Consider the following 22,680-nt stretch of genomic DNA (forward strand, 5'->3'; position numbering starts at 1 on the left):
CACCCCCTGTGCGGGGTGCCGCCCTTCGGCGTACTGCCTACGGGGTCACTTGCGCATGACCTCGGGCTCGTGGCGGCGCAGCAGCCGTGCCACGACGAAGCAGCAGACGGCCGCCATGAGCAGCTGGACGCCCAGGTCGAAGCCCCACTGGCCGGCCGTGTGCTCCCACAGCGGGTCGGTGTTCGTGGGGTTCTTCGGGTCCCACGGCGGCATGAGGCGGGCCAGGTCGAGGGTGGCGCCGGCGCCGGCGATGCCCCAGCGGGAGGGCATCAGCCAGGCGAACTGCTCCAGGCCGGGCGAGCCGTACACCTGGAAGAGGATGCCGGTGAAGACGACCTGGATGATCGCGAACATGACCAGCAGCGGCATGGTCTTCTCGGCGGTCTTCACCAGGGCGGAGATGACCAGGCCGAACATCATCGAGGTGAGACCCAGGGCGATGACCTGGATGCACAGCTCGACGGCCGGCGGCATGAGGAGACCCTCGGCGGGCAGCGCGCGGGTGGAGAAGCCGATGCCGCAGATGATGACGCCCTGGAAGGCCGTGATCAGGCCGAGGACGATGACCTTGGACATCAGGTACGCGGAGCGGGAGAGGCCGGTGGCGCGCTCCCGTTCGTAGATGACCCGTTCCTTGATCAGTTCTCGTACGGAGTTGGCGGCGCCGCTGAAGCACATGCCGACCGCGAGGATCAGCATGATGGTTCCGGCGTCGCCGTTGAAGCGGGACGGCGGTGTCGGCGAGCCGAGGCCGAAGTCCGCGGGGATGACGACCGAGACCGCGCCGAGGACGGCGGGCAGGATCACCATCAGGCCCAGGAAGCCCTTGTCGGACGCGATCACCGAGACGTAGCGGCGGATCAGCGTCCACAGCTGGGAGCCCCAGCCCTGCGGCTTCGGCGGGCGGGCCATCGCCTGCTGCGGCATCTGAACGGGCTGCGCGGCGACGGCGTCGATGTCCGCGGCGTACATCTGGTAGTGCTGCGAGCCCTTCCAGCGGCCCGCCCAGTCGTAGTCGCGGTAGTTCTCGAAGGCGGAGAAGACGTCGGCCCAGGTGGAGTAGCCGAAGAAGTTCAGCGCCTCCTCCGGCGGGCCGAAGTACGCCACCGAACCGCCGGGCGCCATGACGAGGAGCTTGTCGCACAGGCCCAGCTCGGCCACCGAGTGGGTGACGACGAGGACCGTGCGGCCGTCGTCGGCGAGGCCGCGCAGCAGCTGCATGACGTCGCGGTCCATGCCCGGGTCGAGGCCGGAGGTCGGCTCGTCCAGGAAGATCAGCGACGGCTTGGTGAGGAGCTCCAGGGCGACGGAGACACGCTTGCGCTGGCCACCGGAGAGGGAGGTGACCTTCTTCTCCTTGTGGATGTCGAGCTTGAGCTCGCGCAGCACCTCGTCGATACGGGCCTCGCGCTCGGCCGTGGCGGTGTCGCCCGGGAAGCGGAGCTTGGCCGCGTAGCGCAGCGCCTTCTGGACGGTCAGCTCCTTGTGCAGGATGTCGTCCTGCGGGACCAGACCGATGCGCTGGCGCAGCTCGGCGAACTGCTTGTAGAGGCTCCGGTTGTCGTAGAGGACGTCGCCCTCGTTGGCCGGGCGGTAGCCGGTCAGCGCCTTGAGCAGCGTGGACTTTCCGGAGCCGGACGGGCCGATGACACCGATGAGCGACTTCTCCGGGACACCGAAGGAGACGTCCTGGAGGATCTTCTTGCCGCCGTCGACCGTCACCGTGAGGTGGCTGGCCGAGAAGGAGACCGAGCCGGTGTCGACGAACTCCTCGAGCTGACCGCCGACGATCCGGAACGTCGAGTGACCGACGCCGACGATGTCCTGCGGGCCGAGGACGGCGGTGCCGCCCTTCGGGATCGGCTGGCCGTTGACGTACGTGCCGTTGTGCGAGCCGAGGTCGCGGATCTCGAAGCGGCCGTCGGGCGTCGCGTGGAAGTCGGCGTGGTGCCGCGAGACCTGGAGGTCGGAGACGACCAGCTCGTTCTCGAGGGCACGGCCGATGCGCATGACGTGGCCGAGGTTCAGCTGGTGGAACGTGGTGGGGCTGCGGTCGGCGTAGGCCGACGACGCCCCCGCGGCGGCGCCTGCCTGGCCGTGCCCCTGGTGCCCGTGGGGGCCCTGGGGGCCGCCCTGCTGGTGCGGGACCTGCGGCTGCGCGGGCTGCTGGGCCTGCTGCTGCCAGCCCTGCTGCTGCGGCGGAGCCTGGTGCGTCGCCCAGTCGGCCTGGGCGGCGGCCTGCGCCGGTCCGGCCTGGTGGGCGGCGGCGGGCTGGGCCACCGGCGCCTGGGCCTGGGCCGGCGGCTGGTGGGCCTGCTGCGCGGCCTGGGCTCCGGCGGCGAGATTCAGCCGGGGGCCGTCGGTCGCGTTGCCGAGATGGACGGCCGATCCGGGGCCGATCTCCATCTGGTGGATCCGCTGCCCCTGGACGAACGTGCCGTTCGTGGAGCCGTGGTCCTCGATGACCCAACTCCGGCCGCCCCAGCTGACGGTGGCGTGCCGCCACGAGACCCGGGCGTCGTCGATGACCAGGTCACCCTGCGGATCGCGGCCCAGGGTGTACGACCTGGACGGATCGAGGGTCCAGGTCCTTCCATTCAATTCCAGTACGAGTTCTGGCACTCCATGCCCCACTACTTGTCCCCCGATGCACCCCCGACGTCGGGAGTCTAGGGATGGCGAACATCGTGGGGAACTATTTCAGGCCCGGTCCCCTCTCCGAAAGTCGGGCCGTGTGAAGAGCCGTGCGCAGACAAGTCCGCGACCACTCGGGTGTCCGCTGGGCGGGACGGGGGGTCAGGTGGCACGAGGTGCCCGATACGGTGGAACCACCATGAGCGCATCGCAGACCTCAGACGTTCCCACCCTTCTCGTCAAGATCTTCGGGAAGGACCGTCCCGGGATCACCGCCGGACTCTTCGACACCCTCGCCGCCTACTCCGTCGACGTCGTAGACATCGAGCAGGTCGTCTCCCGCGGCCGCCTCGTCCTGTGCGCGCTCGTCACCGAGCCGACCGTCGCCTCGCAGGGTGAGCTACGGGCCACCGTGCACAGCTGGGCCGAGTCCCTGAAGCTCCAGGCCGAGATCATCTCCGGTACGGGTGACAACCGGCCCCGCGGCGAGGGACGCTCGCACGTCACCGTGCTCGGCAACCCGCTCACCGCGGAGCAGACGGCGGCCATAGCGGCGAGGATCGCGGAGACGGGCGGCAACATCGACCGTGTGTTCCGCCTCGCGAAGTATCCGGTGACGGCCGTCGAGTTCGCCGTGTCGGGCTGCGAGACGGAGCCACTGCGGACCGCGCTGGCGACCGAGGCCCACAGCATCGGGGTGGACGTGGCCGTGGTCTCCGCCGGGCTGCACCGGCGGGCCCAGCGGCTCGTCGTCATGGACGTCGACTCGACGCTGATCCAGGACGAGGTCATCGAGCTCTTCGCGGCGCACGCGGGGTGCGAGGACAAGGTCGCCGAGGTGACGGCGGCGGCGATGCGCGGCGAGCTGGACTTCGAGCAGTCGCTGCACGCCCGGGTGGAGCTGCTCGCCGGGCTCGACGCCTCGGTGGTCGACAAGGTCCGCGCGGAGGTGCGGCTGACGCCGGGGGCCCGGACCCTGATCCGTACGCTCAAGCGGCTCGGCTACCAGGTGGGCGTCGTCTCCGGCGGGTTCACCCAGGTCACCGATGATCTGAAGGAGCGGCTCGGGCTCGACTTCGCCTCGGCCAACACCCTGGAGATCGTGGACGGCAAGCTCACCGGCCGGGTGACCGGCGAGATCGTGGACCGCGCGGGCAAGGCGCGGCTGCTGCGCCGGTTCGCCACCGAGGCGGGGGTCCCGCTGGCGCAGACGGTGGCCATCGGCGACGGCGCCAACGACCTGGACATGCTGAACGCGGCCGGCCTCGGGGTGGCGTTCAACGCGAAGCCGGTGGTGCGCCGGGCCGCCGACACCGCGGTGAACGTGCCCTTCCTGGACACCGTGCTCTACCTGCTGGGCATCACGCGCGAAGAGGTCGAGGCCGCGGACGGCGGCGAGGACCTGCTGCACTGAGCCACCGGTACGGAAGAGGGCCCGGTCGTCGGAGGACGGCCGGGCCCTTTCGCGTACGCGGCGACCGGTGTCAGGGGTGCGGGGTCCAGAAGTCCACGAGCCGTGCGACGCCGTGCTCCAAGGACTTCCAGGAGCCGTTGAAGCCGAGGACGGCGAAGGCGGAGGTCGGGAAGCCGCTGCGGTTCAACCGGGGCAGGACGTCTCCCTCGGCCTCGCCCGCGAGGGCGTCGGCGAGGGCGTGCATCCCGGGGTTGTGGCCGATCACGAGGAGGTCGGAGACCTCGTCCGAGGTCTCGTTGAGCAGGGCGATGAGCTCGCCGAGCGAGGCCTCGTACAACCGGTCCTCGTACACGGTCCTGGGGCGCTCCGGCAGTTCCTGCACGGCCAGCTTCCAGGTCTCGCGGGTTCTGAGGGCGGTCGAGCAGAGGGCCAGGTCGAAGCCGATGCCGGTCCCGGCGAGCCTGCGGCCCGCCACGGGGGCGTCCGCGCGGCCGCGCTCGGCCAGGGGCCGCTCGTGGTCGGACGCCTCGTTCCAGTCTGCCTTCGCGTGTCGGAGCAGCACGATCCTGCGGGGTGTATCGACGCTCATGGTCAACAGCTTTGCACGAAACGGCTCTCGGTGACTCAGAGAGCGAGCGTTTGCTGGAGCCGCTCCAGGACCTGCCCGACCCCCAGGTCACCAGCGGTCGCATGGGCCCCGCCAGGCCCCGCTATGAGCATCAGAAGGACGCCGAAGGCCACCACGGGGAGGGCGAGCGCCCACCAGGGCAGCCGGGTGTCGACGCCGGTCGGCAGGGGCCGGGTGCTGGTGTGCGTACGGGCCGACATGAGGGCCTCCGAGGGGTGGGGATCCGTTTTCCGTCTCCGGCGGTGTTCTCCGACGGCGTGTTCTCCAACGTACGGATCGGGCGCCCTCCGGCCCATCGGGTGATCCACCCACTTCACCCTGACACTCGCCCCCTAGGGGATACGGGGGCTGTCCCCACCCCCGGGGGTCACGGCGAGGCGAGAGAGGCGATGACGGCGATGACCACCGTGATGCCGAGCATCGCGCCGAGCACGACGAGCAGCTTCTTCTGGCCGTTCTGGGGATTGGGTTCGAGGACTGGCATGGGACCAGTCTCGCATCTCAGCATTCGTCCTCGACCGTCCGGTCCCTCCCCGCGAGGGTGCCCACGATCATCTGCGGCACCATCAGGCCGCCCATGAGCGCGATGGGCAGTCCCCAGCCGCCGCTGTGCTGGTAGAGCACGCCGACGAGGAGGGGGCCGGGGATGGAGATGAGGTAGCCGACGCTCTGCGCGAAGGCGGAGAGCCGGACGACGCCGACGCCGGTCCGCGAGCGCATCCCGATCATGGTGAGGGCGAGCGGGAAGGCGCAGTTGGAGACGCCGAGCAGCACCGCCCAGACCCAGGCTCCGGCGGCCGGGGCGAAGAAGAGGCCGGTGTAGCCGCCGAGTCCGCACAGGCCGAGGGCGACGACGATCGGGCCCTGGTTCTTCATCCGGGTCGCGAGCCGGGGGATGACGAAGGCGAGCGGGACGCCCATGACCATGGTGACGGCGAGGAGCACGCCGGCGGTGGAGGCGGGGACGCCGGCGTCACGGAAGATCTGCGGCATCCAGCCCATGGTGATGTAGGCGCCGGTGGCCTGGAGGCCGAAGAAGCAGCCGAGGGCCCAGGCGGTGCGGCTGCGGGTGACGCGGGGGGCGGGTGCGGTCGTCTTCTCCGTACGGGGCGCCCGGTCGCGGTCTCCGGCGCGGTCGCGGTCGCGGTCGCGTACGAGCGGGATCCAGGGCAGGACCGCGAGTGCGGCGACGACGGCCCAGATGCCGAGGCCGACGCGCCAGTCCCCGCCCAGGGCCGCGGTCATCGGGACGGTCGCCGCCGCGGCGACGGAGGTGCCGAGGGCGAGCGCCATGGAGTAGAGGCCGGTCATGGTGCCGACGCGGTCGGGGAAGTACCGCTTCACGATCACGGGCATCAGGACGTTGCTGACGGCTATGCCCATGAGGGCGAGGGCGCTGGCCGCGAGGAAGGCGGCCGTGCCGGAGGCGAAGGGGCGGGCGGCGAGGCCCACGAAGATCGCCGCCATGCCGGCGCAGACGACGGCGGCGGGGCCGAAGCGGCGGGCGAGGCGCGGGGCGGTGATGCCGAAGACCGCGAAGCAGAGCGGGGGGACGGAGGTGAGGACGCCGGCGACGCTGCCGCTCATGTGGAGGCCCGCGCTCACCTCTTCGAGGAGCGCGCCGAGGCTGGTGATGGCGGGGCGCAGGTTCAGTGCGGCGAGGACGAGGCCGACGGTGACGAGCCCGAGGGTCCAGCGGGACGCGGAACCCGGCACGGGCGTCGGACCCTCGGGGGACGCGGCGACGGACCGGTCCCGTGCGGAGGGCTTCCCCGCGCCGGCGGTCGGTACGGCGGTGGCCGTGTGTGCGGTGGTCCGGGCCGGCGGTGCGGCGGGGTCGAGGGTCTTCGGCTCGTCGGGCATGAGGCCATCATAGAATCATGGGATGATTGGTTGTCCAATCTCGAACATCTCGCACGAATGGGAAGGTGCCCCATGGCCCTCGGCCACCCCCGGCGCGCAGGACTCTCCGATCAGGTGATCGCCGAACTGCGGAACCAGATCACCTCCGGCGAGTGGCCGGTGGGTTCACGCATCCCGACCGAGCCCGAGCTGGTCGAGCAGCTGGGCGTGGCGCGCAACACCGTGCGCGAGGCGGTCCGGGCGCTCGCGCACAACGGGCTGCTCGACATCCGCCAGGGCTCGGGAACGTACGTCATCGCCACCAGCGAGCTGGCGGGCGTCATGCACCGGCGGTTCGCCGGATCCGATCCCCGGCACGTCGCCGAGCTGCGCTCGACCCTGGAGTCCGCCGCGGCGCGCTTCGCGGCGGAGCGGCGCACGGAGCGGGACCTGAAGCAGCTCGACGCCCTGCTGGTACGGCGCGAGGAGGCCTGGGAGTCGGGTGACGCGGAGCGGTTCGTGACGGTCGACGCGGCCTTCCACCACGCGGTGGTGGCGGCCTCGGGCAACGACGTGCTGACGGAGCTCTACGCGGACCTGGGCGATCTCCTGCGGGAGTGGCTGCGCGGCGACGTGGGGCAGGAGCTGCGGCCGGAGAACCACATGGACCACGCGCGACTGGTGGAGGCGATCCGCGAGGGCGATGCCGAGCGGGCCGGCACGGAGGCGGCCGGCTATCCGTTCATGTGCCTCAAGAGCCCGGAACCCGCTCCTGAGGCAGGTCCGCCGGCTGGTGGGTGACCCAGGCGGACCGGACCTCCTTCCAGCAGCGGCCGGTGAGCTTGGCGTAGTCCGCGGGTCCGACGTCGACGGGGGCGCTGTCGGTGTCGACGTCCCACCAGCGGTCGCACTCGACGTGGAGCCGGACGCGGTCGGTGCCGGGGTACGGGTTCTGGCAGCGGGCGGTGACCTTGGAGCCCTGGACGACGGTGCGGCAGGAGGCCCCGAAGTACTCCGGCTCCTCCGCCGCCGGGGCGGTGGCGGGGAGCTCCTCGGCCGGCGCGGGAGCCACGCGCACCTCGGCGGCGACGGCTATCCCGGTGAGCAGCACGGCGACCGAGGCGAACGCGCCGAACCCGTTACGTATCGCGCGCATGCCCGTACCTCCTCCCCGTCAGCAGCAGAACGTCACGCTCTGCCCCAGTCTGGGGTGATTCGCGCGACTTTTCGAGTCGGGGACGGAAGAGGGCCCGTGCGTCCGCCCCGCCAGGGGAGACACACGGGCCCTGCTGCCGTGCTGTGGGCGCTTACGCGCCGATCGCGTGCAGGCCGCCGTCGACGTGGATGATCTCGCCCGTCGTCTTCGGGAACCAGTCGGAGAGCAGCGCCACGATGCCGCGGCCCGCCGGCTCCGGGTCGGCGAGGTTCCACTCCAGCGGGGAACGGCTGTCCCAGACCGCGGCGAGCTCACCGAAGCCGGGGATGGACTTCGCGGCCATCGAGCCGAGCGGGCCCGCCGAGATCAGGTTGCAGCGGATGTTCTGCTTGCCCAGGTCACGGGCCATGTAGCGGCTGGTGGCCTCCAGGGCGGCCTTGGTCGGGCCCATCCAGTCGTACTGCGGCCAGGCGTACTGCGCGTCGAAGGTGAGACCGACGACGGAGCCGCCCTCGCTCATCAGCGGCAGCAGCGCCATCGTCAGCGACTTCAGGGAGAAGGCGGAGACGTGCATGGCGGTGGCCACGGACTCGAACGGCGTGTTCAGGAAGTTGCCGCCGAGGGCGTCCTGCGGGGCGAAGCCGATCGAGTGGACGATGCCGTCGAGGCGGTCGCCGAACTGCTCACGGACCTGGCCCTCAAGGCGCGCGAGGTGCTCGGCGTTGGAGACGTCGAGCTCCAGGACCTTCACGTTCTCGGGCCTGGGGAGCTTCTTGGCGATGCGCTCGGTCAGCGTCGGCCGGGGCCAGGCGGTGAGGATGATCTCCGCGCCCTGCTCCTGGGCCAGCTTCGCGGCGTGGAAGGCGATGGAGGACTCCATCAGCACGCCCGTGATCAGGATGCGCTTGCCCTCGAGAATTCCGCTCATGTGATCAGTGACCCATGCCCAATCCGCCGTCAACCGGGATGACGGCTCCAGTGATGTACGAGGCGTCGTCGGAGGAGAGGAACTTCACCGCGGCGGCGACCTCCTCCGGCTTCGCGTAACGGCCCAGCGGCACCTGGGCCACGATGCCCGCGCGCTGCTCGTCCGAGAGCACCGCGGTCATGTCGGTGTCGACGAAACCGGGGGCGACGACGTTGAACGTGATGTTGCGCGAGCCGAGCTCACGCGAGAGGGAGCGGGCGAAGCCGATCAGGCCGGCCTTGGAGGCGGCGTAGTTGGCCTGGCCCGCGGAGCCCAGCAGACCGACGACCGAGGAGATCAGGACGACGCGGCCCTTCTTGGCGCGCAGCATCCCGCGGCTGGCGCGCTTGACGACCCGGAAGGTGCCGGTGAGGTTGGTGTCGACGACGGACGTGAAGTCCTCCTCCGACATGCGCATCAGGAGCTGGTCCTTCGTCACGCCGGCGTTGGCCACGAGGACCTCGACCGGACCGTGCTTCTCCTCGATCTCCTTGTACGCCTGATCCACCTGCTCCGTGTCGGTGATGTCGCACTTGACGGGAAGGCAGCCGAGTTCGACCAGGGCGACCGGCGGCTCGCCGGAGCGGTACGTGATCGCGACCTTGTCGCCGGCTTCGGCGAACGCGCGGGCGATGGCGAGGCCGATGCCCCGGTTTCCTCCGGTGACGAGAACCGAGCGGCTCAACGGATCACCCTTTCGATAGCGGTCTGATAGCCGAAAACCTATCGGTATCGCTCCCGACATGAGGAATCGACCTCCGACAGTGGCGTAGGAGCGTCACTGTCGGATCCCTACAGCTCGGGGGTGGTGCGGGGACCCCCGGGGAGGGCACTCGGGGACGCGGCTCGCGACGGCGCCCCGGCGCGCCCACCCGGCCGCCCTGTCCCGTGATTGACTTCCCGGACAGCTCAATTGCCGTCTTCCGATCACCGAGAGCGAGGCCGCTCGTGGTCCATCAGATCGACCCTACGTTCGTCGCGCTGCCGCTGCGGGCGCTCGCCGACGCGGCGCTCGCCCGGGCGCGCGCGCTCGGCTCCGAGCACGCGGACTTCCGCCTGGAGCGCGTGCGCAGCGCCTCGTGGCGGCTGCGGGACGCGAAACCGTCCGGTTCCTCGGACACCACCGACCTCGGCTACGCGGTCCGGGTGGTGCACGGCGGCGCCTGGGGGTTCGCGTCCGGGGTCGACCTGACCATGGACGGTGCCGCGCGGGTCGCCTCGCAGGCGGTGGCCATGGCCAAGCTGTCGGCGAAGGTGATCGCCGCGGCGGGCTCCGCCGAGCGCGTGGAGCTGGCGCAGGAGCCGGTGCACTCCGAGCGCACCTGGGTCTCCTCGTACGAGATCGATCCGTTCTCCGTCCCCGGCGAGGAGAAAGGTGCGCTGCTCGCCGACTGGAGCACGCGGATGCTGCGGGCGCCGGGCGTGGCGCACGTGGACGCCTCGCTGCTGACCGTCCATGAGAACAAGTTCTACGCGGACACGGCGGGCACGGTCACCACGCAGCAGCGCGTGCGGCTGCACCCGCAGCTCACGGCGGTCGCCGTCGACGAGACGACCGGCGAGTTCGACTCGATGCGGACGATCGCGCCGCCGGCCGGGCGGGGCTGGGAGTACCTGACGGGCACCGGCTGGGACTGGGACAAGGAGCTGGACGAGATCCCGGGGCTCCTCGCCGAGAAGATGCGGGCGCCGAGCGTCGAGGCGGGACGGTACGACCTGGTCGTGGACCCGTCGAACCTGTGGCTGACGATCCACGAGTCGATCGGGCACGCCACGGAGCTCGACCGGGCCCTCGGTTACGAGGCGGCGTACGCCGGCACCTCCTTCGCGACCTTCGACCAGCTGGGCAAGCTGGCGTACGGCTCGTCGATCATGAACGTGACGGGTGACAGGACCGCCGAGCACGGGCTGGCCACCGTCGGGTACGACGACGAGGGCGTCGAGGCGCAGAGCTGGGACCTGGTGAAGGACGGCACGCTCGTCGGCTACCAGCTGGACCGGCGTACCGCGAAGCTCACGGGCCTCGGCCGGTCGAACGGCTGCGCCTTCGCGGACTCCTCCTCGCACGTGCCGGTGCAGCGGATGGCGAACGTCTCGCTGCGGCCGGATCCGGGCGGGCTGTCGACCGAGGACCTGATCGGCGGGGTCGAGCGGGGCATCTACGTGGTCGGCGACCGGTCGTGGTCGATCGACATGCAGCGCTACAACTTCCAGTTCACCGGGCAGCGCTTCTTCCGCATCGAGAACGGCCGGCTCGCCGGGCAGCTGCGGGACGTGGCGTACCAGGCGACGACCACCGACTTCTGGGGCTCGATGGAGCAGGTCGGCGGCCCGCAGACGTACGTCCTCGGCGGCGCGTTCAACTGCGGCAAGGCCCAGCCGGGCCAGGTCGCCGCGGTCTCCCACGGCTGCCCCTCCGCCCTGTTCCGGGGCGTCGACATTCTGAACACGACGCAGGAGGCCGGTCGATGAGCGCACGCCACCAGATTTGCCGGGGGTCCGGGGGTCGCCCCCCGGGCAAGCACAGCCTGAACACGACGCAGGAGGCCGGTCGATGAGCCGCGTCAGCAAGCCGTACGAGATCGTCGAGCGGGCCCTTGAGCTGTCCCGCGCGGACGGATGTGTCGTCATCGCCGACGAGGAGTCCTCCGCGAATCTGCGCTGGGCCGGGAACGCGCTCACCACGAACGGCGTCACGCGCGGCCGCACCCTCACCGTCGTCGCGACCGTCGACGGCTCCCAGGGCACGGCCTCGGGTGTCGTCTCGCGGTCGGCCGTGACCGCCGACGACCTGGAGCCGCTGGTCCGGGCCGCGGAGGCCGCCGCCCGGGCAGCCGGGCCCGCCGAGGACGCCCAGCCGCTGGTCGGGGGCGTGCCCTCCTCCCCCGACTTCACGGACGCCCCGGCCGAGACCTCCTCCGCCGTCTTCACCGACTTCGCCCCGGCGCTCGGCGAGGCCTTCGCCCGGGCCCGGGCCGGTGGCCGTGAGCTCTACGGCTTCGCCAACCACGAGCTGACCTCCACCTACCTGGGTACGTCGACGGGGCTGCGGCTCCGTCACGACCAGCCCAACGGGACGCTCGAGATCAACGCCAAGTCCCCCGACCGGTCGCGTTCCGCCTGGGCGGGGCGCGCGACGCGGGACTTCAAGGACGTCGACCCGGCCGCGCTCGACGCGGAGCTGGCGACCCGGCTCGGCTGGGCGGAGCGGCGGATCGAGCTGCCCGCCGGGCGGTACGAGACGCTGCTGCCGCCGTCGGCCGTGGCCGACCTGCTGATCTACCAGCTGTGGTCGTCCACGGCCCGGGACGCGGCGGAGGGCCGTACGGTCTTCTCCAAGCCCGGCGGCGGCACCCGGATCGGCGAGACCCTCTCCCCGCTGCCGCTGACCCTGCGCAGCGACCCGAACGAGCCGGGCCTGGAGTCCGCGCCGTTCGTGATCGCGCACTCCTCCGGTGACGACTCGTCCGTCTTCGACAACGGGCTGCCGCTCGGCCCGACGGACTGGATCCGGGAGGGGAAGCTGGAGCGGCTGGTCACCACGCGGCACACCGCCGGGCTCACGGGGATGCCCGTGTCGCCCGGGGCGGACAACCTGATCCTGGACGGCGGCGGCGAGCGTTCGCTGGGGGAGATGGCCGCCTCCATGGAGCGGGGCCTGCTGCTGACCTGCCTCTGGTACATCCGCGAGGTCGATCCGGCGACGCTGCTGCTCACCGGACTGACCCGGGACGGCGTCTACCTCGTCGAGAACGGCGAGGTCGTCGGCGCGGCGAACAACTTCCGGTTCAACGAGTCGCCGGTGGACCTGCTGTCGCGTGCCTCGGAGGCGGGCCGTACCGAGAAGACGCTGCCGCGCGAGTGGAACGACTGGTTCACACGGACCGCGATGCCGGCCCTGCGGGTGCCGGACTTCAACATGAGCTCGGTCAGCAAGGGGGTCTGACCACCTGGTCCGACCCACCTAGACTGAGCCCTCGTACCACCAACAACCTGAGGAGACTGACGGTCGTGACGGACATCGTCGACGAGCTGAAGTGGCGCGGGCTCTTCGCCCAGTCCACCGATGAGGACGCACTGCGCAAGGCTCTCGCGGACGGTCCTGTCACGTTCTATTGCGGTTTCGACCCGACCGCGGCCAGTCTCCACGTCGGCCACCTGGTCCAGGTCCTCACCGTCCGCCGGCTCCAGCAGGCCGGGCACCGGCCGCTGGCGCTGGTCGGCGGGGCCACCGGGCAGATCGGTGACCCGCGGCCGACGGCCGAGCGCACCCTGAACGACCCCGAGACGGTCGCGAACTGGGTGAACCGGCTGCGCTCGCAGATCGAGCCCTTCCTCTCCTTCGAGGGGGAGAACGCGGCGGTCATGGTGAACAACCTGGACTGGACCTCCGGTCTGTCGGCGATCGAGTTCCTGCGGGACATCGGCAAGCACTTCCGGGTCAACAAGATGCTGACCAAGGACTCCGTCGCCCGGCGCCTGGAGTCCGAGCAGGGCATCAGCTACACGGAGTTCAGCTACCAGCTGCTCCAGGCCATGGACTTCCTGGAGCTGTACCGCCGCTACGGCTGCGTCCTCCAGCAGGGCGGCTCGGACCAGTGGGGCAACCTGGTGGCCGGTCTCGACCTGATCCACCGTCTGGAGCCGGGCGCCGACGTGCACGCGCTCGCGACCCCGCTGATGGTCAAGGCGGACGGCACCAAGTTCGGCAAGACCGAGGGCGGGGCCGTCTGGCTCGACCCGGAGATGACCACGCCGTACGCGTTCTACCAGTTCTGGCTGAACGTGGACGACCGGGACATCTCGACGTACATGCGGATCCTCTCCTTCAAGTCCCGCGAGGAGCTCGAGGAGCTGGAGCAGCAGACGGCCGAGCGGCCGCAGGCGCGGGCCGCCCAGCGGGCGCTCGCCGAGGAGCTCACCACCCTCGTGCACGGCGCCGGGCAGTGCGCGGCCGTCATCAACGCCTCCAAGGCGCTGTTCGGGCAGGGCGACCTGGCCGAGCTGGACGAGGCGACGCTCGCGGCCGCCCTGTCCGAGCTGCCGCACGCGCGCGTGACCGAGCTCGGCCAGGTCGTGGACCTGTTCACCGAGGTCGGCCTCGCACCGAGCAAGTCGGGCGCGCGCCGCACGGTGAAGGAGGGCGGGGCGTACGTGAACAACGTGAAGGTCACCGCCGAGGACGCCGAGGTGTCGGCGGAGGAGCTGCTGCACGGCCGCTGGCTGGTCCTGCGGCGCGGCAAGAAGAACCTGGCGGCGATCGAGTTCGCCGGCGCGGAGGGCTGACGAGGCCCGCCCCGCGAAACCGGGAGGCCCGGTACGGCACCTGAGGTGCCGTACCGGGCCTCCCGGTTTCTCCGGCGCGTTCCGGCGAGGTCACGCGCGTTGCTTGTTGCCCTTCATCGTGGCCCACAGCATGTCGCCCACTCCCACCACGGCGACGGCGCCGATCAGCTGGAGCAGGTGGCGGGTCCAGTCGATGCCCTTGGTGTCGTTGACACCGATCCAGGTCGCGACCGCGTTGCCGAGCACACTGCCGAGAATGCCGAACACGGTCGTCAGCCAGAGCGGGATCTGCTGCTTCCCCGGCAGGACCGCTTTCGCGATCAGACCGAGGACGAATCCCACGATGATCGCCCACAACCAACTCATCGTCGCCTCCTTGTACGCGTCTGGGCCCAGTCTCGGCTCCTCCGCCATACGGCGCATGTCGGACAGCTCCATCCGTGCCCCGGTCTCGTCGGCGCGGAGGGCCGGGCGTACGGTGGAACGAGGTCCGGACCGGGGAGGGTCCGGCATGACCGGCGGGTGGTGGACGGCGATGCCGAAGCGTGGCGGAACCGAGGTCTTCCGGATCACGGGGGCCCGGCAGGGGCTCGCGGACGACGTCCGGGGGCGGCAGCGGCGCTACATCATCTCGATGTCGGTCCGAACGCTCTCCGTGATCGCCGCCGCCGTGCTGTGGAACGTCGAGCGGCATGTGGCGATCGTGGCGCTCGCCCTGGGGATCCTGCTCCCGTACATCGCCGTGGTCATCGCCAACGCGGGCCGCGAGAACGCTCCGTCCCTTCCCTCCACCTTCGTACCGGCTCCGGTGCGTCCCGCGCTGGGCGCCGCGGAGGCGACGGAGGGGGCCGCGACGGAGGGCCCGTACGGCCGGAACTGATCACGGACAGTGGCCGGAAACCTCAAGAAAAGCTCAGATCAATCATGAGGTTCCAGTGCCCCGTACCCCATGTGCCGTGACATACTGCCTACGCGCTCCGCATCCCCCGTCGGAGCGACGGACCGATGCCGGGCAGCTCCCCCCGTGGCTGCTCGGCATCGCCCTTGCTGGACAATGATCAGGTGAGCGAAGAGAAGCCGATCTGTTCCGCCAAGGGCTGCCGCGTCGACGCCGTCTGGGTCCTCGCGTGGAACAACCCCAAGCTGCACACGCCCGAGCGTCGCAAGACCTGGCTCGCGTGCGAGGAGCACCGCGAGCACCTCTCCCAGTTCCTGGGCGTGCGGGGGTTCCTCAAGGACGTCGTCCCGCTGGGCGACTGGGTCGGGCCGGAGGAGTCCGGGGACTCAGCCGCCGATCGCTGACATCGGGCGGTCGGGCTGGAGGAAGCTCGGGTCGTCGAGGCCCGAGCCGGCCTTCTTGCCCCACATCGCCTGCTTCCAGATCCGCGCGACCTCCCCGTCGGAGGCGTCGGAGCGGAGCGTCGCCCGCAGGTCCGTCTCCTCGGTGGCGAAGAGGCAGGTGCGCACCTGTCCGTCGGCGGTGAGCCGGGTGCGGTCGCAGGCCCGGCAGAACGGGCGGGTGACGGAGGCGATGACACCGACCGTGTGCGGCCCGCCGTCGACGACCCAGCGCTCGGCGGGGGCCGAGCCGCGCTCGTCGGCGCCCTCGTCGGTCAGGGTGAAGCGGGTGCGCAGGGACTCCAGGATGTCACCGGCGGTGATCATTCCGTCGCGCTTCCAGCCGTGCTGGGCGTCGAGCGGCATCTGCTCGATGAAGCGGAGCTCGTAACCCTCCGCGATCGCCCAGGCGAGCAGGTCGGGGGCCTCGTCGGCGTTGAGCCCGGGCATCAGGACCGCGTTGACCTTCACCGGGGTGAGGCCGGCGTCCCGGGCGGCGGCCATGCCGTCGAGGACGTCCTGGTGCCGGTCGCGCCGGGTGAGGGTCTTGAAGACCTCGGGGCGCAGGGTGTCCAGGGAGACGTTGACCCGGTCGAGGCCGGCGGCCTTGAGGGCGGTCGCGGTGCGCTTCAGCCCGATGCCGTTGGTGGTGAGGGACATCCGGGGGCGGGGTTCCAGGGCGGCGCAGCGCTCGACGATCCCGACGAGGCCGGGGCGGAGCAGCGGCTCGCCGCCGGTGAAGCGGACCTCGGTGACGCCGAGGTCGGTGACCGCGATGCGGATCAGCCGGACGATCTCGTCGTCGGTGAGGAGGTCGGGCTTGGCGAGCCACTGGAGGCCCTCTTCCGGCATGCAGTACGTGCACCGCAGATTGCACCGGTCGGTGAGTGAGACGCGCAGGTCTGTGGCGACCCTGCCGTAGGTGTCGATGAGCACTGTGGGCCCCCTCCCCGTCTTGCGGATGCGTGTGTTTCGAAGACTACGTGAGCCCACGGACAACGAGCAGGGCAGATTGTCACGGGACCGGCGCGGCCGCGTCGTAGAACTCTACGACGCGGCCGGTGTTTCGCTGCGGAACGTATACGGCACGCTCCGGTCAGTGCTTGACCGCGGCGGCGACCCCCACTCCGGTGAGGGACTTGACCTCGAGCTCCGCGTACTTGCCCGCGTCCGGCTCCTCCTTGGACAGGAGCGAGCCGAGCCAGCCGAGGAGGAAGCCGAGCGGGATCGAGACGAGGCCGGGGTTCTCCAGCGGGAACCAGTGGAAGTCCACGCCCTTGAACATCGAGGCCGGGCCGCCGGAGACGACCGGGGAGAAGAGGACGAGGACGACGGAGGAGATCAGTCCGCCGTAGATCGACCAGAGCGCTCCCTGGGTGGTGAACCGCTTCCAGAAGAGCGAGTAGAGGATCGTCGGCAGGTTGGCCGAGGCGGCGACCGCGAAGGCGAGGGCGACCAGGCCGGCGACGTTGAGGTCGCGGGCGAGGGCGCCGAGCGCGATCGACACGATGCCGATGAAGACCGTGGACCAGCGGGCGGCCCGCATCTCCTCCTTCTCGGTGGCCTTCCCGCGCTTGATCACGTTCGCGTAGATGTCGTGCGCGAAGGACGAGGACGAGGCCAGCGTCAGACCGGCGACCACGGCGAGGATGGTGGCGAAGGCGACGGCGGAGATGACGGCGAGGAGGATCGCGCCGCCGGTGGAGCCGGCGCCGCCGCCGACCTCCAGGGCGGTGAGCGGGGCCGCCGTGTTGCCCGCCTTGTTGGAGGCCTTGATGGTGTCGCCGCTGAGCAGGGCGGCGGCACCGAAGCCGAGGACGATCGTCATCAGGTAGAACCCGCCGATGATGCCGATGGCCCAGTTGACCGACTTACGGGCGGCCTTGGCGGTCGGCACCGTGTAGAAGCGGATCAGGATGTGGGGCAGGCCGGCGGTGCCGAGGACGAGGGCGATGCCGAGGGAGAGGAAGTCGAGCTTCGAGAGGGCGCTGGCTCCGTACTTGAGGCCGGGCTCCAGGAAGGCGTCGCCCTTGCCGCTGTTGGTGGCTGCGGCGCCGAGCAGCTGCGAGAGGTTGAAGTCGAACTTCAGCAGGATGAGGAAGGTGATGAGGAGCGTGCCCGCGATGAGCAGGACGGCCTTCACCATCTGCACCCAGGTGGTGCCCTTCATGCCGCCGATCGTCACGTAGACGATCATCAGGACGCCGACGAGGGCGACGATCCCGATCTTGCCGCCGTCGCTGGTGATGCCGAGCAGCAGCGAGACGAGCACGCCCGCGCCCGCCATCTGGGCGAGCAGGTAGAAGATCGAGACGACGATGGTGGACGTGCCGGCGGCGGTACGGACGGGCCGCTGGCGCATCCGGTAGGCGAGGACGTCGCCCATCGTGAACCGGCCGGAGTTCCGCAGCGGTTCGGCGACCAGGAGCAGTGCGACGAGCCAGGCGACCAGGAAGCCGATCGAGTAGAGGAAGCCGTCGTAGCCGTAGAGGGCGATGGCGCCGCTGATGCCGAGGAAGGACGCGGCGGACATGTAGTCGCCGGAGATCGCGAGGCCGTTCTGGAAGCCGGTGAACTGGCCGCCGCCGGCGTAGAAGTCGGCGGCGCTGCGGGTCTGCCGGCCGGCCCAGATGGTGATGACCAGGGTCGCGATGACGAAGGCGCCGAAGAGGGCGATGATCAGCGGTCGGTGCTCGCTGGTGGCGTTGCCCGCCGCGAGCAGGACGGGGGTGCTCATGCGTCGCCCTCCATGCGCTTTCTGATGGCGTCGGACTTGGGGTCGAGCCGGTTCGCCGCGTGCCGCGAGTAGAGCCAGGCGATGAGGAAGGTGGTCGCGAACTGGCCGAGGCCGAGGACGAGGGCCACGTTGATGTTGCCGAAGAGCTTGGTCCCCATGAAGTCGCCCGCGTAGTTGGAGAGCAGCACGTACAGCAGGTACCAGGCGATGAAGGCCAGGGTGAGCGGGAAGGCGAAGGAGCGGTACGTACGGCGCAGTTCGCCGAACTCCGCGCCTTCCTGCACCTCGACGAACTGTTCCGTCGTGGGCGGTACGGGGCCTGATGCGGCTTCCGTCCCGTTTCTGGGCGGCGGCGGTGCTTCGGTAGCCACGGAATCTCCTCGTGACGCGGGGACGGACGGCATGGTCAAGGGGGCCTCACCAGGGGTGCGGGAACCGGGACTCCGGTCGGAGCCCCTCCCCTGTCCAACGGCACGGAGCCGGAACCGACGCGGTTCACACGAGGGATTTCTTCGCACAGATCTTCATGAAGTCTTCTCAACTCATTGAAGGGACGGGATGATCAGCGATAACTTCTCTCGTCATGCACCTGTTCACGCGTAAACCCGCGCGTGGACAGTACATACGGATGATGTGGAGAACCCATGGCTCATCTGGGATCGAGGCGCGGCCGAGCTCTTGCTCTGCCTGTCGGCCTCGCGCTCACGGCCTCGCTCGGCTTCCTTCCCTCCGGCGCCGCATCCGCCGCGGAACTGAGTGACGCTCCCGCGGCAGCCGCTGTCGCGACGAACGGGCCGAAGCTCTCGTACGTCGTCAACGTCGAGGGTGGCCGCTGGACCGCCGCCTCGGTGAGGAAGGCGATCGCCGCCGCCGGCGGCGAGGTCGTCATCTCGTACGACCAGATAGGCGTGATAGTCGTCCACTCGCAGAACCCCGAGTTCGCGAAGACGATCCGCCAGGCGCGTGGCGTGGTGTCGGCCGGTTCGACCCGTACCGCCCCGCTCTCCGTCCAGTCCGACGACTCCGTCGACGAGGGCGCGCAGACGCTGACCGCCGCCGAGGCCAAGGCCGCCGCGGCCAACGCCACCGACGCGCAGGACCCGCTGGAGCCCCTGCAGTGGGACCTGCCGGCCATCAAGGCGGACAAGGCGCACGAGAAGACGCTCGGCAGCAAGCGCGTCACCGTCGCCGTCATCGACACGGGCGTCGACGACACCCACCCGGACCTGGCGCCGAACTTCGACGTCGCCGCGTCCGCGAACTGCGTGACCGGCAAGCCGGACACCACCGCCGGTTCGTGGCGTCCGAACCCGGGCGAGAGCGACCACGGCACGCACGTCGCCGGCACGATCGCCGCCGCCAAGAACGGCATCGGCATCACCGGTGTCGCCCCGGGCGTCAAGGTCTCCGGCATCAAGGTGTCCACCCCGGACGGCTTCTTCTACACCGAGGCCGTGGTCTGCGGCTTCATGTGGGCGGCCGAGCAGGGTGTCGAGATCACGAACAACAGCTACTACACCGACCCGTGGATGTTCGCCTGCAAGACCGACGAGGACCAGAAGGCCCTCATCGAGGCGGTCACCCGTGCGACCCGCTACGCGGAGCGCAAGGGCACGGTCAACGTCGCCGCGGCCGGCAACTCGAAGTTCGACCTCGCTGCCGACTCGATCGTCGACAACAGCAGCCCGAACGACACCACTCCGGGCGACCGGGTCATCGACCCGAAGGAGTGCTTCGACTACCCGGCCATGCTGCCGGGTGTCGTCACGGTCTCCGCGACCGGAGCCAAGGACCTCAAGGCGTCCTACTCCAACTACGGTCTCGGCGTGATCGACATCGCCGCCCCCGGCGGTGACCGCACCGAGTACCAGACGCCGGACGCCCCGGCGGTGAACGGCCGCATCCTGTCGACCACGGTCAACGGCGGCTACAACTACAAGGCCGGTACGTCGATGGCCTCGCCGCACGCGGCGGGTGTCCTGGCGCTCATCAAGTCGACGCACCCCTACGCGAGCCCGGCGGCCCTCAAGGCGCTGCTGTACGCGCAGGCCGACGACCGCGCCTGCACCAACCCGTACGACATCAACGGCGACGGCACCGTCGACGCCGTCTGCGAGGGTGGCAAGGACAAGAACGGCTTCTACGGAGCCGGTCTGATCGACGCGCTGGACGCCGTGAAGTAAGCGGCACCGCGTGAACGAGGGGCCCTGGTGCGGTACGCCACACCAGGGCCCTTTCGCGTGGCACTGAGTGCCATAGTTCGTTCATGGACAACGCGATGGGTACGGGTACGGAGTTGCTGTGGTCGGCGCTGGGCGGCGATCCCGCGCTGGTCGACCGGGTGGAGTACGGCGGGACCCCGGGGCAGCTGCCCGCGCGACTGCCCGTGATGGACCTTTCCCGGGCCGCGGTCGCGGTCGCCGGACTCGCGGCGGTCGAACGGGCGGGGCTGCGGGGACCGGTACGGGTGGACGACGGGGCCGTCGCCACCGCCTTCGTGAGCGAGCGTCATCTGCGGGTCGACGGGCGGGCGCCGGTGAACTTCGCACCGCTGTCGCGGTTCTGGCGGGCGGCGGACGGCTGGGTCCGTACCCACGCCAACTACCCGCACCACCGGGCGGCACTGCTCGCCGCGCTCGATGTGCCCGCCTCCGTGGACTCCGTGGAGGCCGTCGCGGCGGCGATCGGTGAGCGGAAGGCCGTCGAGGTCGAGACGGCGGTGTACGCGGCCGGGGGCCTGGCTGTCGCCCTGCGCACGCCCGCGGAGTGGGCGGAGCACGAGCAGGGCCGGGAGGTCGCCGCGCGGCCGCTGCTGACCCGGGAGCGGCTCGACGAGGCTCCGCCGCGGCGCCGCTCGGGACCCCTGCGGGTGCTCGACCTGACCCGGGTGATCGCCGGTCCTGTCGCGACCCGGACGCTGGCACTGCTCGGCGCGGACGTGCTGCGGATCGACCCGCCGGGCAACCCGGAACTGCCGGACCAGCACGCGGACACGAACGTCGGCAAGCGGACGGCCGCCCTCGACCTGGACAGCCCTTCGGACCGGCGTACCTTCGGTGAACTCCTCGACTCCGCGGACGTCCTGGTCACCGGCTACCGCCCCGGCGCGCTCGACCGCTTCGACCTCGACCGGCCCGGCCTGGTCACCGCGCGGCTCTCCGCGTGGGGCGACTACGGCCCCTGGGGCGGCCGGCGCGGCTTCGACAGTCTGGTGCAGGTGGCCACCGGCATCGCCGTGACCGAGGGCTCCGCGGAGGAGCCGGGCGCGCTGCCCGCGCAGGCCCTGGACCACGGCACGGGCTATCTGCTCGCGGCGGCCGTGCTGCGCTCGCTGACCGAGCAGGACCGGGACGGCGGCACCCGGCTCGTACGCCTGGCGCTGGCGCAGACGGGGCACTGGCTGACCCACGGGCTGCCCCTCCCCCATGGCCGTGAGGGCCTGGGGGGTACCCCCGTCGAGCCCGCGCGGTACCTCACGGAGACGGACGGCCCGCTGGGCCGGCTGCGGTACGCGCAGTCCCCCGTCGCGTACGAGGGCGGCCCGGCGGACTGGTCGCGCCCGCCGGGCGTGCAGGGCGGGGACGAGCCCGTGTGGCTCGCCCGGCCCTGATCCGCGAAACGTTCTACGGCTTGACGAGGACCTTGAGGGCCGTACGCTCGTCCATCGCCTTGTAGCCGCCGGGGACGCCGTCGAGGCCGACGGTCAGGTCGAAGACCGGGGACGGGTCGATGGTGCCGTCGAGGACGTCCGGGAGCAGCTCCGGGATGTACGCGCGGACGGGGGCGACGCCGCCGCGCAGCGCGATGTTCCGGTCGAACATGACGGAGAGGTCGAGTCCGGTGCCGCTGCCGTGCGGGACGCCGACGTAGCCGATGGAGCCGCCGTCGCGGGCGATGGCGACGGCGGTGCGCATGGACTGCTCGGTGCCGACGGCCTCGATGACGGCGTGGGCTCCCTGGCCGCCGGTGAGTTCGCGGACGGCGGCCTCGGCGGCCTCGCCGCGCTCGGCGACGACGTCGGTGGCGCCGAAGAGGCGCGCGATGTCGGTACGGGCGGTGTGCCGGCCGAGCGCGATGATCCGCTCGGCGCCGAGGCGCTTGGCGGCGAGGACCCCGCAGAGGCCCACGGCGCCGTCACCGACGACCGCGACGGTGGAGCCCCGCGTCACGCCGGCGCCGAGGGCGGCGTGGTGGCCGGTTCCCATGACGTCGGAGAGGGCGAGGAGCGCGGTCAGCAGGTGGTCGTCCGAGGCGGCGTCGGCGGGGAGCTTGACGAGGGTGCCGTCGGCGAAGGGGACGCGGACGGCCTCGCCCTGGCCGCCGTCGGAGCCGACCGAGCCCCAGAAGCCGCCGCGCGGGCAGGAGGTCTGGAGCCCCTCGGCGCAGTAGTCGCAGGTGCCGTCGGACCAGACGAAGGGGGCGACGACGAGGTCGCCGACGGCGAAGCCGGTGACGTCGGAGCCCGCCTCCTCGACGATGCCGAGGAACTCGTGGCCGATGCGCTGGCCGGGCTGCCGGGCGGACTCGCCGCGGTACGCCCACAGGTCGCTGCCGCAGATGCAGGCGCGCAGGACGCGCAGGACGACGTCGGTGGAGTCCTTGATCACCGGGTCGGGCACGTCCTCCACGCGCATGTCGAACGGGGCGTGGATGGTGGTGGCGCGCATGGTGGACGGTC

Annotated in this window: 22 protein-coding genes; 9 read left to right on the forward strand and 13 right to left on the reverse strand. The window is 71.0% G+C overall.

All coding sequences use genetic code 11. The features are described from left to right. Positions 1-45: 45 nt before the first annotated feature. Positions 46-2,634, reverse strand: a complete 2,589-nt coding sequence (locus tag OG580_RS07615) for an FHA domain-containing protein (protein WP_267042867.1) — start codon at positions 2,632-2,634, stop codon at positions 46-48. A 199-nt stretch (positions 2,635-2,833) separates the two neighbouring features. On the opposite strand from OG580_RS07615, the gene serB reads away from it, so the two are divergent. After that, a complete protein-coding gene (gene serB, locus OG580_RS07620; protein WP_267042868.1) occupies positions 2,834-4,048 on the forward strand; it encodes a phosphoserine phosphatase SerB in 1,215 nt (404 codons plus the stop codon). Between the two features lie 70 nt (positions 4,049-4,118). On the opposite strand, the gene OG580_RS07625 is transcribed toward serB, so the two are convergent. From OG580_RS07625 to OG580_RS07640, 4 genes are all read right to left on the reverse strand, one after another. Further along, the gene (locus OG580_RS07625) at positions 4,119-4,637 is read right to left on the reverse strand and encodes a histidine phosphatase family protein (protein WP_267042869.1); all 519 of its coding nucleotides are present in this window, start codon (positions 4,635-4,637) and stop codon (positions 4,119-4,121) included. A 35-nt stretch (positions 4,638-4,672) separates the two neighbouring features. Beyond that, complete coding sequence (locus tag OG580_RS07630) at positions 4,673-4,876, reverse strand: hypothetical protein (RefSeq protein WP_267042870.1); 204 nt, start codon at positions 4,874-4,876, stop codon at positions 4,673-4,675. Positions 4,877-5,043: 167 nt separating this feature from the next. Beyond that, on the reverse strand, positions 5,044-5,160 hold the full coding sequence (locus OG580_RS07635; protein ID WP_267042871.1) for an SGM_5486 family transporter-associated protein: 117 nt from the start codon (positions 5,158-5,160) through the stop codon (positions 5,044-5,046). A gap of 17 nt (positions 5,161-5,177) precedes the next feature. Continuing rightward, entirely contained in the window at positions 5,178-6,539 is a 1,362-nt protein-coding gene (locus OG580_RS07640) for an MFS transporter (protein WP_267042872.1), read from the reverse strand. Between the two features lie 72 nt (positions 6,540-6,611). Between OG580_RS07640 and OG580_RS07645 the strand changes: the two genes are divergently transcribed. Continuing rightward, positions 6,612-7,319, forward strand: coding sequence for a FadR/GntR family transcriptional regulator (locus tag OG580_RS07645; RefSeq protein WP_267042873.1), 708 nt, complete (start codon positions 6,612-6,614; stop codon positions 7,317-7,319). Here the strand turns inward: OG580_RS07645 and OG580_RS07650 are convergent. From OG580_RS07650 to fabG, 3 genes are all read right to left on the reverse strand, one after another. Then, positions 7,270-7,674 carry a hypothetical protein gene (locus OG580_RS07650; protein ID WP_267042874.1) on the reverse strand — a complete coding sequence of 135 codons (405 nt, stop codon included), beginning with the start codon at positions 7,672-7,674 and terminating at the stop codon, positions 7,270-7,272. The genes OG580_RS07645 and OG580_RS07650 overlap by 50 nt on opposite strands. A gap of 151 nt (positions 7,675-7,825) precedes the next feature. Further along, complete coding sequence (gene fabI / locus OG580_RS07655) at positions 7,826-8,602, reverse strand: enoyl-ACP reductase FabI (RefSeq protein ID WP_267042875.1); 777 nt, start codon at positions 8,600-8,602, stop codon at positions 7,826-7,828. Positions 8,603-8,606: 4 nt separating this feature from the next. Further along, on the reverse strand, positions 8,607-9,326 hold the full coding sequence (gene fabG, locus OG580_RS07660; RefSeq protein WP_267042876.1) for a 3-oxoacyl-[acyl-carrier-protein] reductase: 720 nt from the start codon (positions 9,324-9,326) through the stop codon (positions 8,607-8,609). Positions 9,327-9,589: 263 nt separating this feature from the next. On the opposite strand from fabG, the gene OG580_RS07665 reads away from it, so the two are divergent. The 3 genes from OG580_RS07665 to tyrS all read left to right on the forward strand — a co-directional run bounded on the left by OG580_RS07665 (position 9,590) and on the right by tyrS (position 13,927). Then, a complete protein-coding gene (locus tag OG580_RS07665; protein ID WP_267042877.1) occupies positions 9,590-11,113 on the forward strand; it encodes a TldD/PmbA family protein in 1,524 nt (507 codons plus the stop codon). A gap of 82 nt (positions 11,114-11,195) precedes the next feature. Next, positions 11,196-12,587, forward strand: a complete 1,392-nt coding sequence (locus OG580_RS07670; RefSeq protein WP_267042878.1) for a metallopeptidase TldD-related protein — start codon at positions 11,196-11,198, stop codon at positions 12,585-12,587. 65 nt (positions 12,588-12,652) lie between these two features. Then, positions 12,653-13,927 carry a tyrosine--tRNA ligase gene (gene tyrS, locus OG580_RS07675; RefSeq protein WP_267042879.1) on the forward strand — a complete coding sequence of 425 codons (1,275 nt, stop codon included), beginning with the start codon at positions 12,653-12,655 and terminating at the stop codon, positions 13,925-13,927. Positions 13,928-14,017: 90 nt separating this feature from the next. On the opposite strand, the gene OG580_RS07680 is transcribed toward tyrS, so the two are convergent. Further along, complete coding sequence (locus OG580_RS07680; RefSeq protein ID WP_267042880.1) at positions 14,018-14,293, reverse strand: GlsB/YeaQ/YmgE family stress response membrane protein; 276 nt, start codon at positions 14,291-14,293, stop codon at positions 14,018-14,020. Between the two features lie 169 nt (positions 14,294-14,462). On the opposite strand from OG580_RS07680, the gene OG580_RS07685 reads away from it, so the two are divergent. Together OG580_RS07685 and OG580_RS07690 are read left to right on the forward strand one after the other, a co-directional pair. Further along, positions 14,463-14,807: a DUF3099 domain-containing protein gene (locus OG580_RS07685; protein WP_267047930.1), complete on the forward strand. Its 345-nt coding sequence runs from the start codon at positions 14,463-14,465 to the stop codon at positions 14,805-14,807. Between the two features lie 182 nt (positions 14,808-14,989). Next, positions 14,990-15,229, forward strand: coding sequence for a hypothetical protein (locus OG580_RS07690; RefSeq protein ID WP_267042881.1), 240 nt, complete (start codon positions 14,990-14,992; stop codon positions 15,227-15,229). Here OG580_RS07690 and moaA read toward each other — a convergent pair. From moaA to OG580_RS07705, 3 genes are all read right to left on the reverse strand, one after another. Then, the gene (gene moaA, locus OG580_RS07695; protein WP_267042882.1) at positions 15,212-16,201 is read right to left on the reverse strand and encodes a GTP 3',8-cyclase MoaA; all 990 of its coding nucleotides are present in this window, start codon (positions 16,199-16,201) and stop codon (positions 15,212-15,214) included. The genes OG580_RS07690 and moaA overlap by 18 nt on opposite strands. A 160-nt stretch (positions 16,202-16,361) precedes the next feature. After that, entirely contained in the window at positions 16,362-18,002 is a 1,641-nt protein-coding gene (locus OG580_RS07700) for a cation acetate symporter (RefSeq protein ID WP_267042883.1), read from the reverse strand. Further along, entirely contained in the window at positions 17,999-18,373 is a 375-nt protein-coding gene (locus OG580_RS07705; protein ID WP_267042884.1) for a DUF485 domain-containing protein, read from the reverse strand. Before OG580_RS07705 ends, OG580_RS07700 begins: the two co-directional genes overlap by 4 nt. 273 nt (positions 18,374-18,646) lie before the next feature. Between OG580_RS07705 and OG580_RS07710 the strand changes: the two genes are divergently transcribed. Then, on the forward strand, positions 18,647-20,185 hold the full coding sequence (locus tag OG580_RS07710; RefSeq protein WP_267042885.1) for a S8 family serine peptidase: 1,539 nt from the start codon (positions 18,647-18,649) through the stop codon (positions 20,183-20,185). Positions 20,186-20,268: 83 nt separating this feature from the next. After that, on the forward strand, positions 20,269-21,612 hold the full coding sequence (locus OG580_RS07715; protein WP_267042886.1) for a CoA transferase: 1,344 nt from the start codon (positions 20,269-20,271) through the stop codon (positions 21,610-21,612). A gap of 13 nt (positions 21,613-21,625) precedes the next feature. Here the strand turns inward: OG580_RS07715 and OG580_RS07720 are convergent, their stop codons facing one another. Then, positions 21,626-22,669, reverse strand: coding sequence for a zinc-dependent alcohol dehydrogenase family protein (locus tag OG580_RS07720; protein ID WP_267042887.1), 1,044 nt, complete (start codon positions 22,667-22,669; stop codon positions 21,626-21,628). Positions 22,670-22,680: the final 11 nt, after the last annotated feature.

Source organism: Streptomyces sp. NBC_00094 (genome assembly GCF_026343125.1).
Taxonomy (GTDB): domain Bacteria; phylum Actinomycetota; class Actinomycetes; order Streptomycetales; family Streptomycetaceae; genus Streptomyces.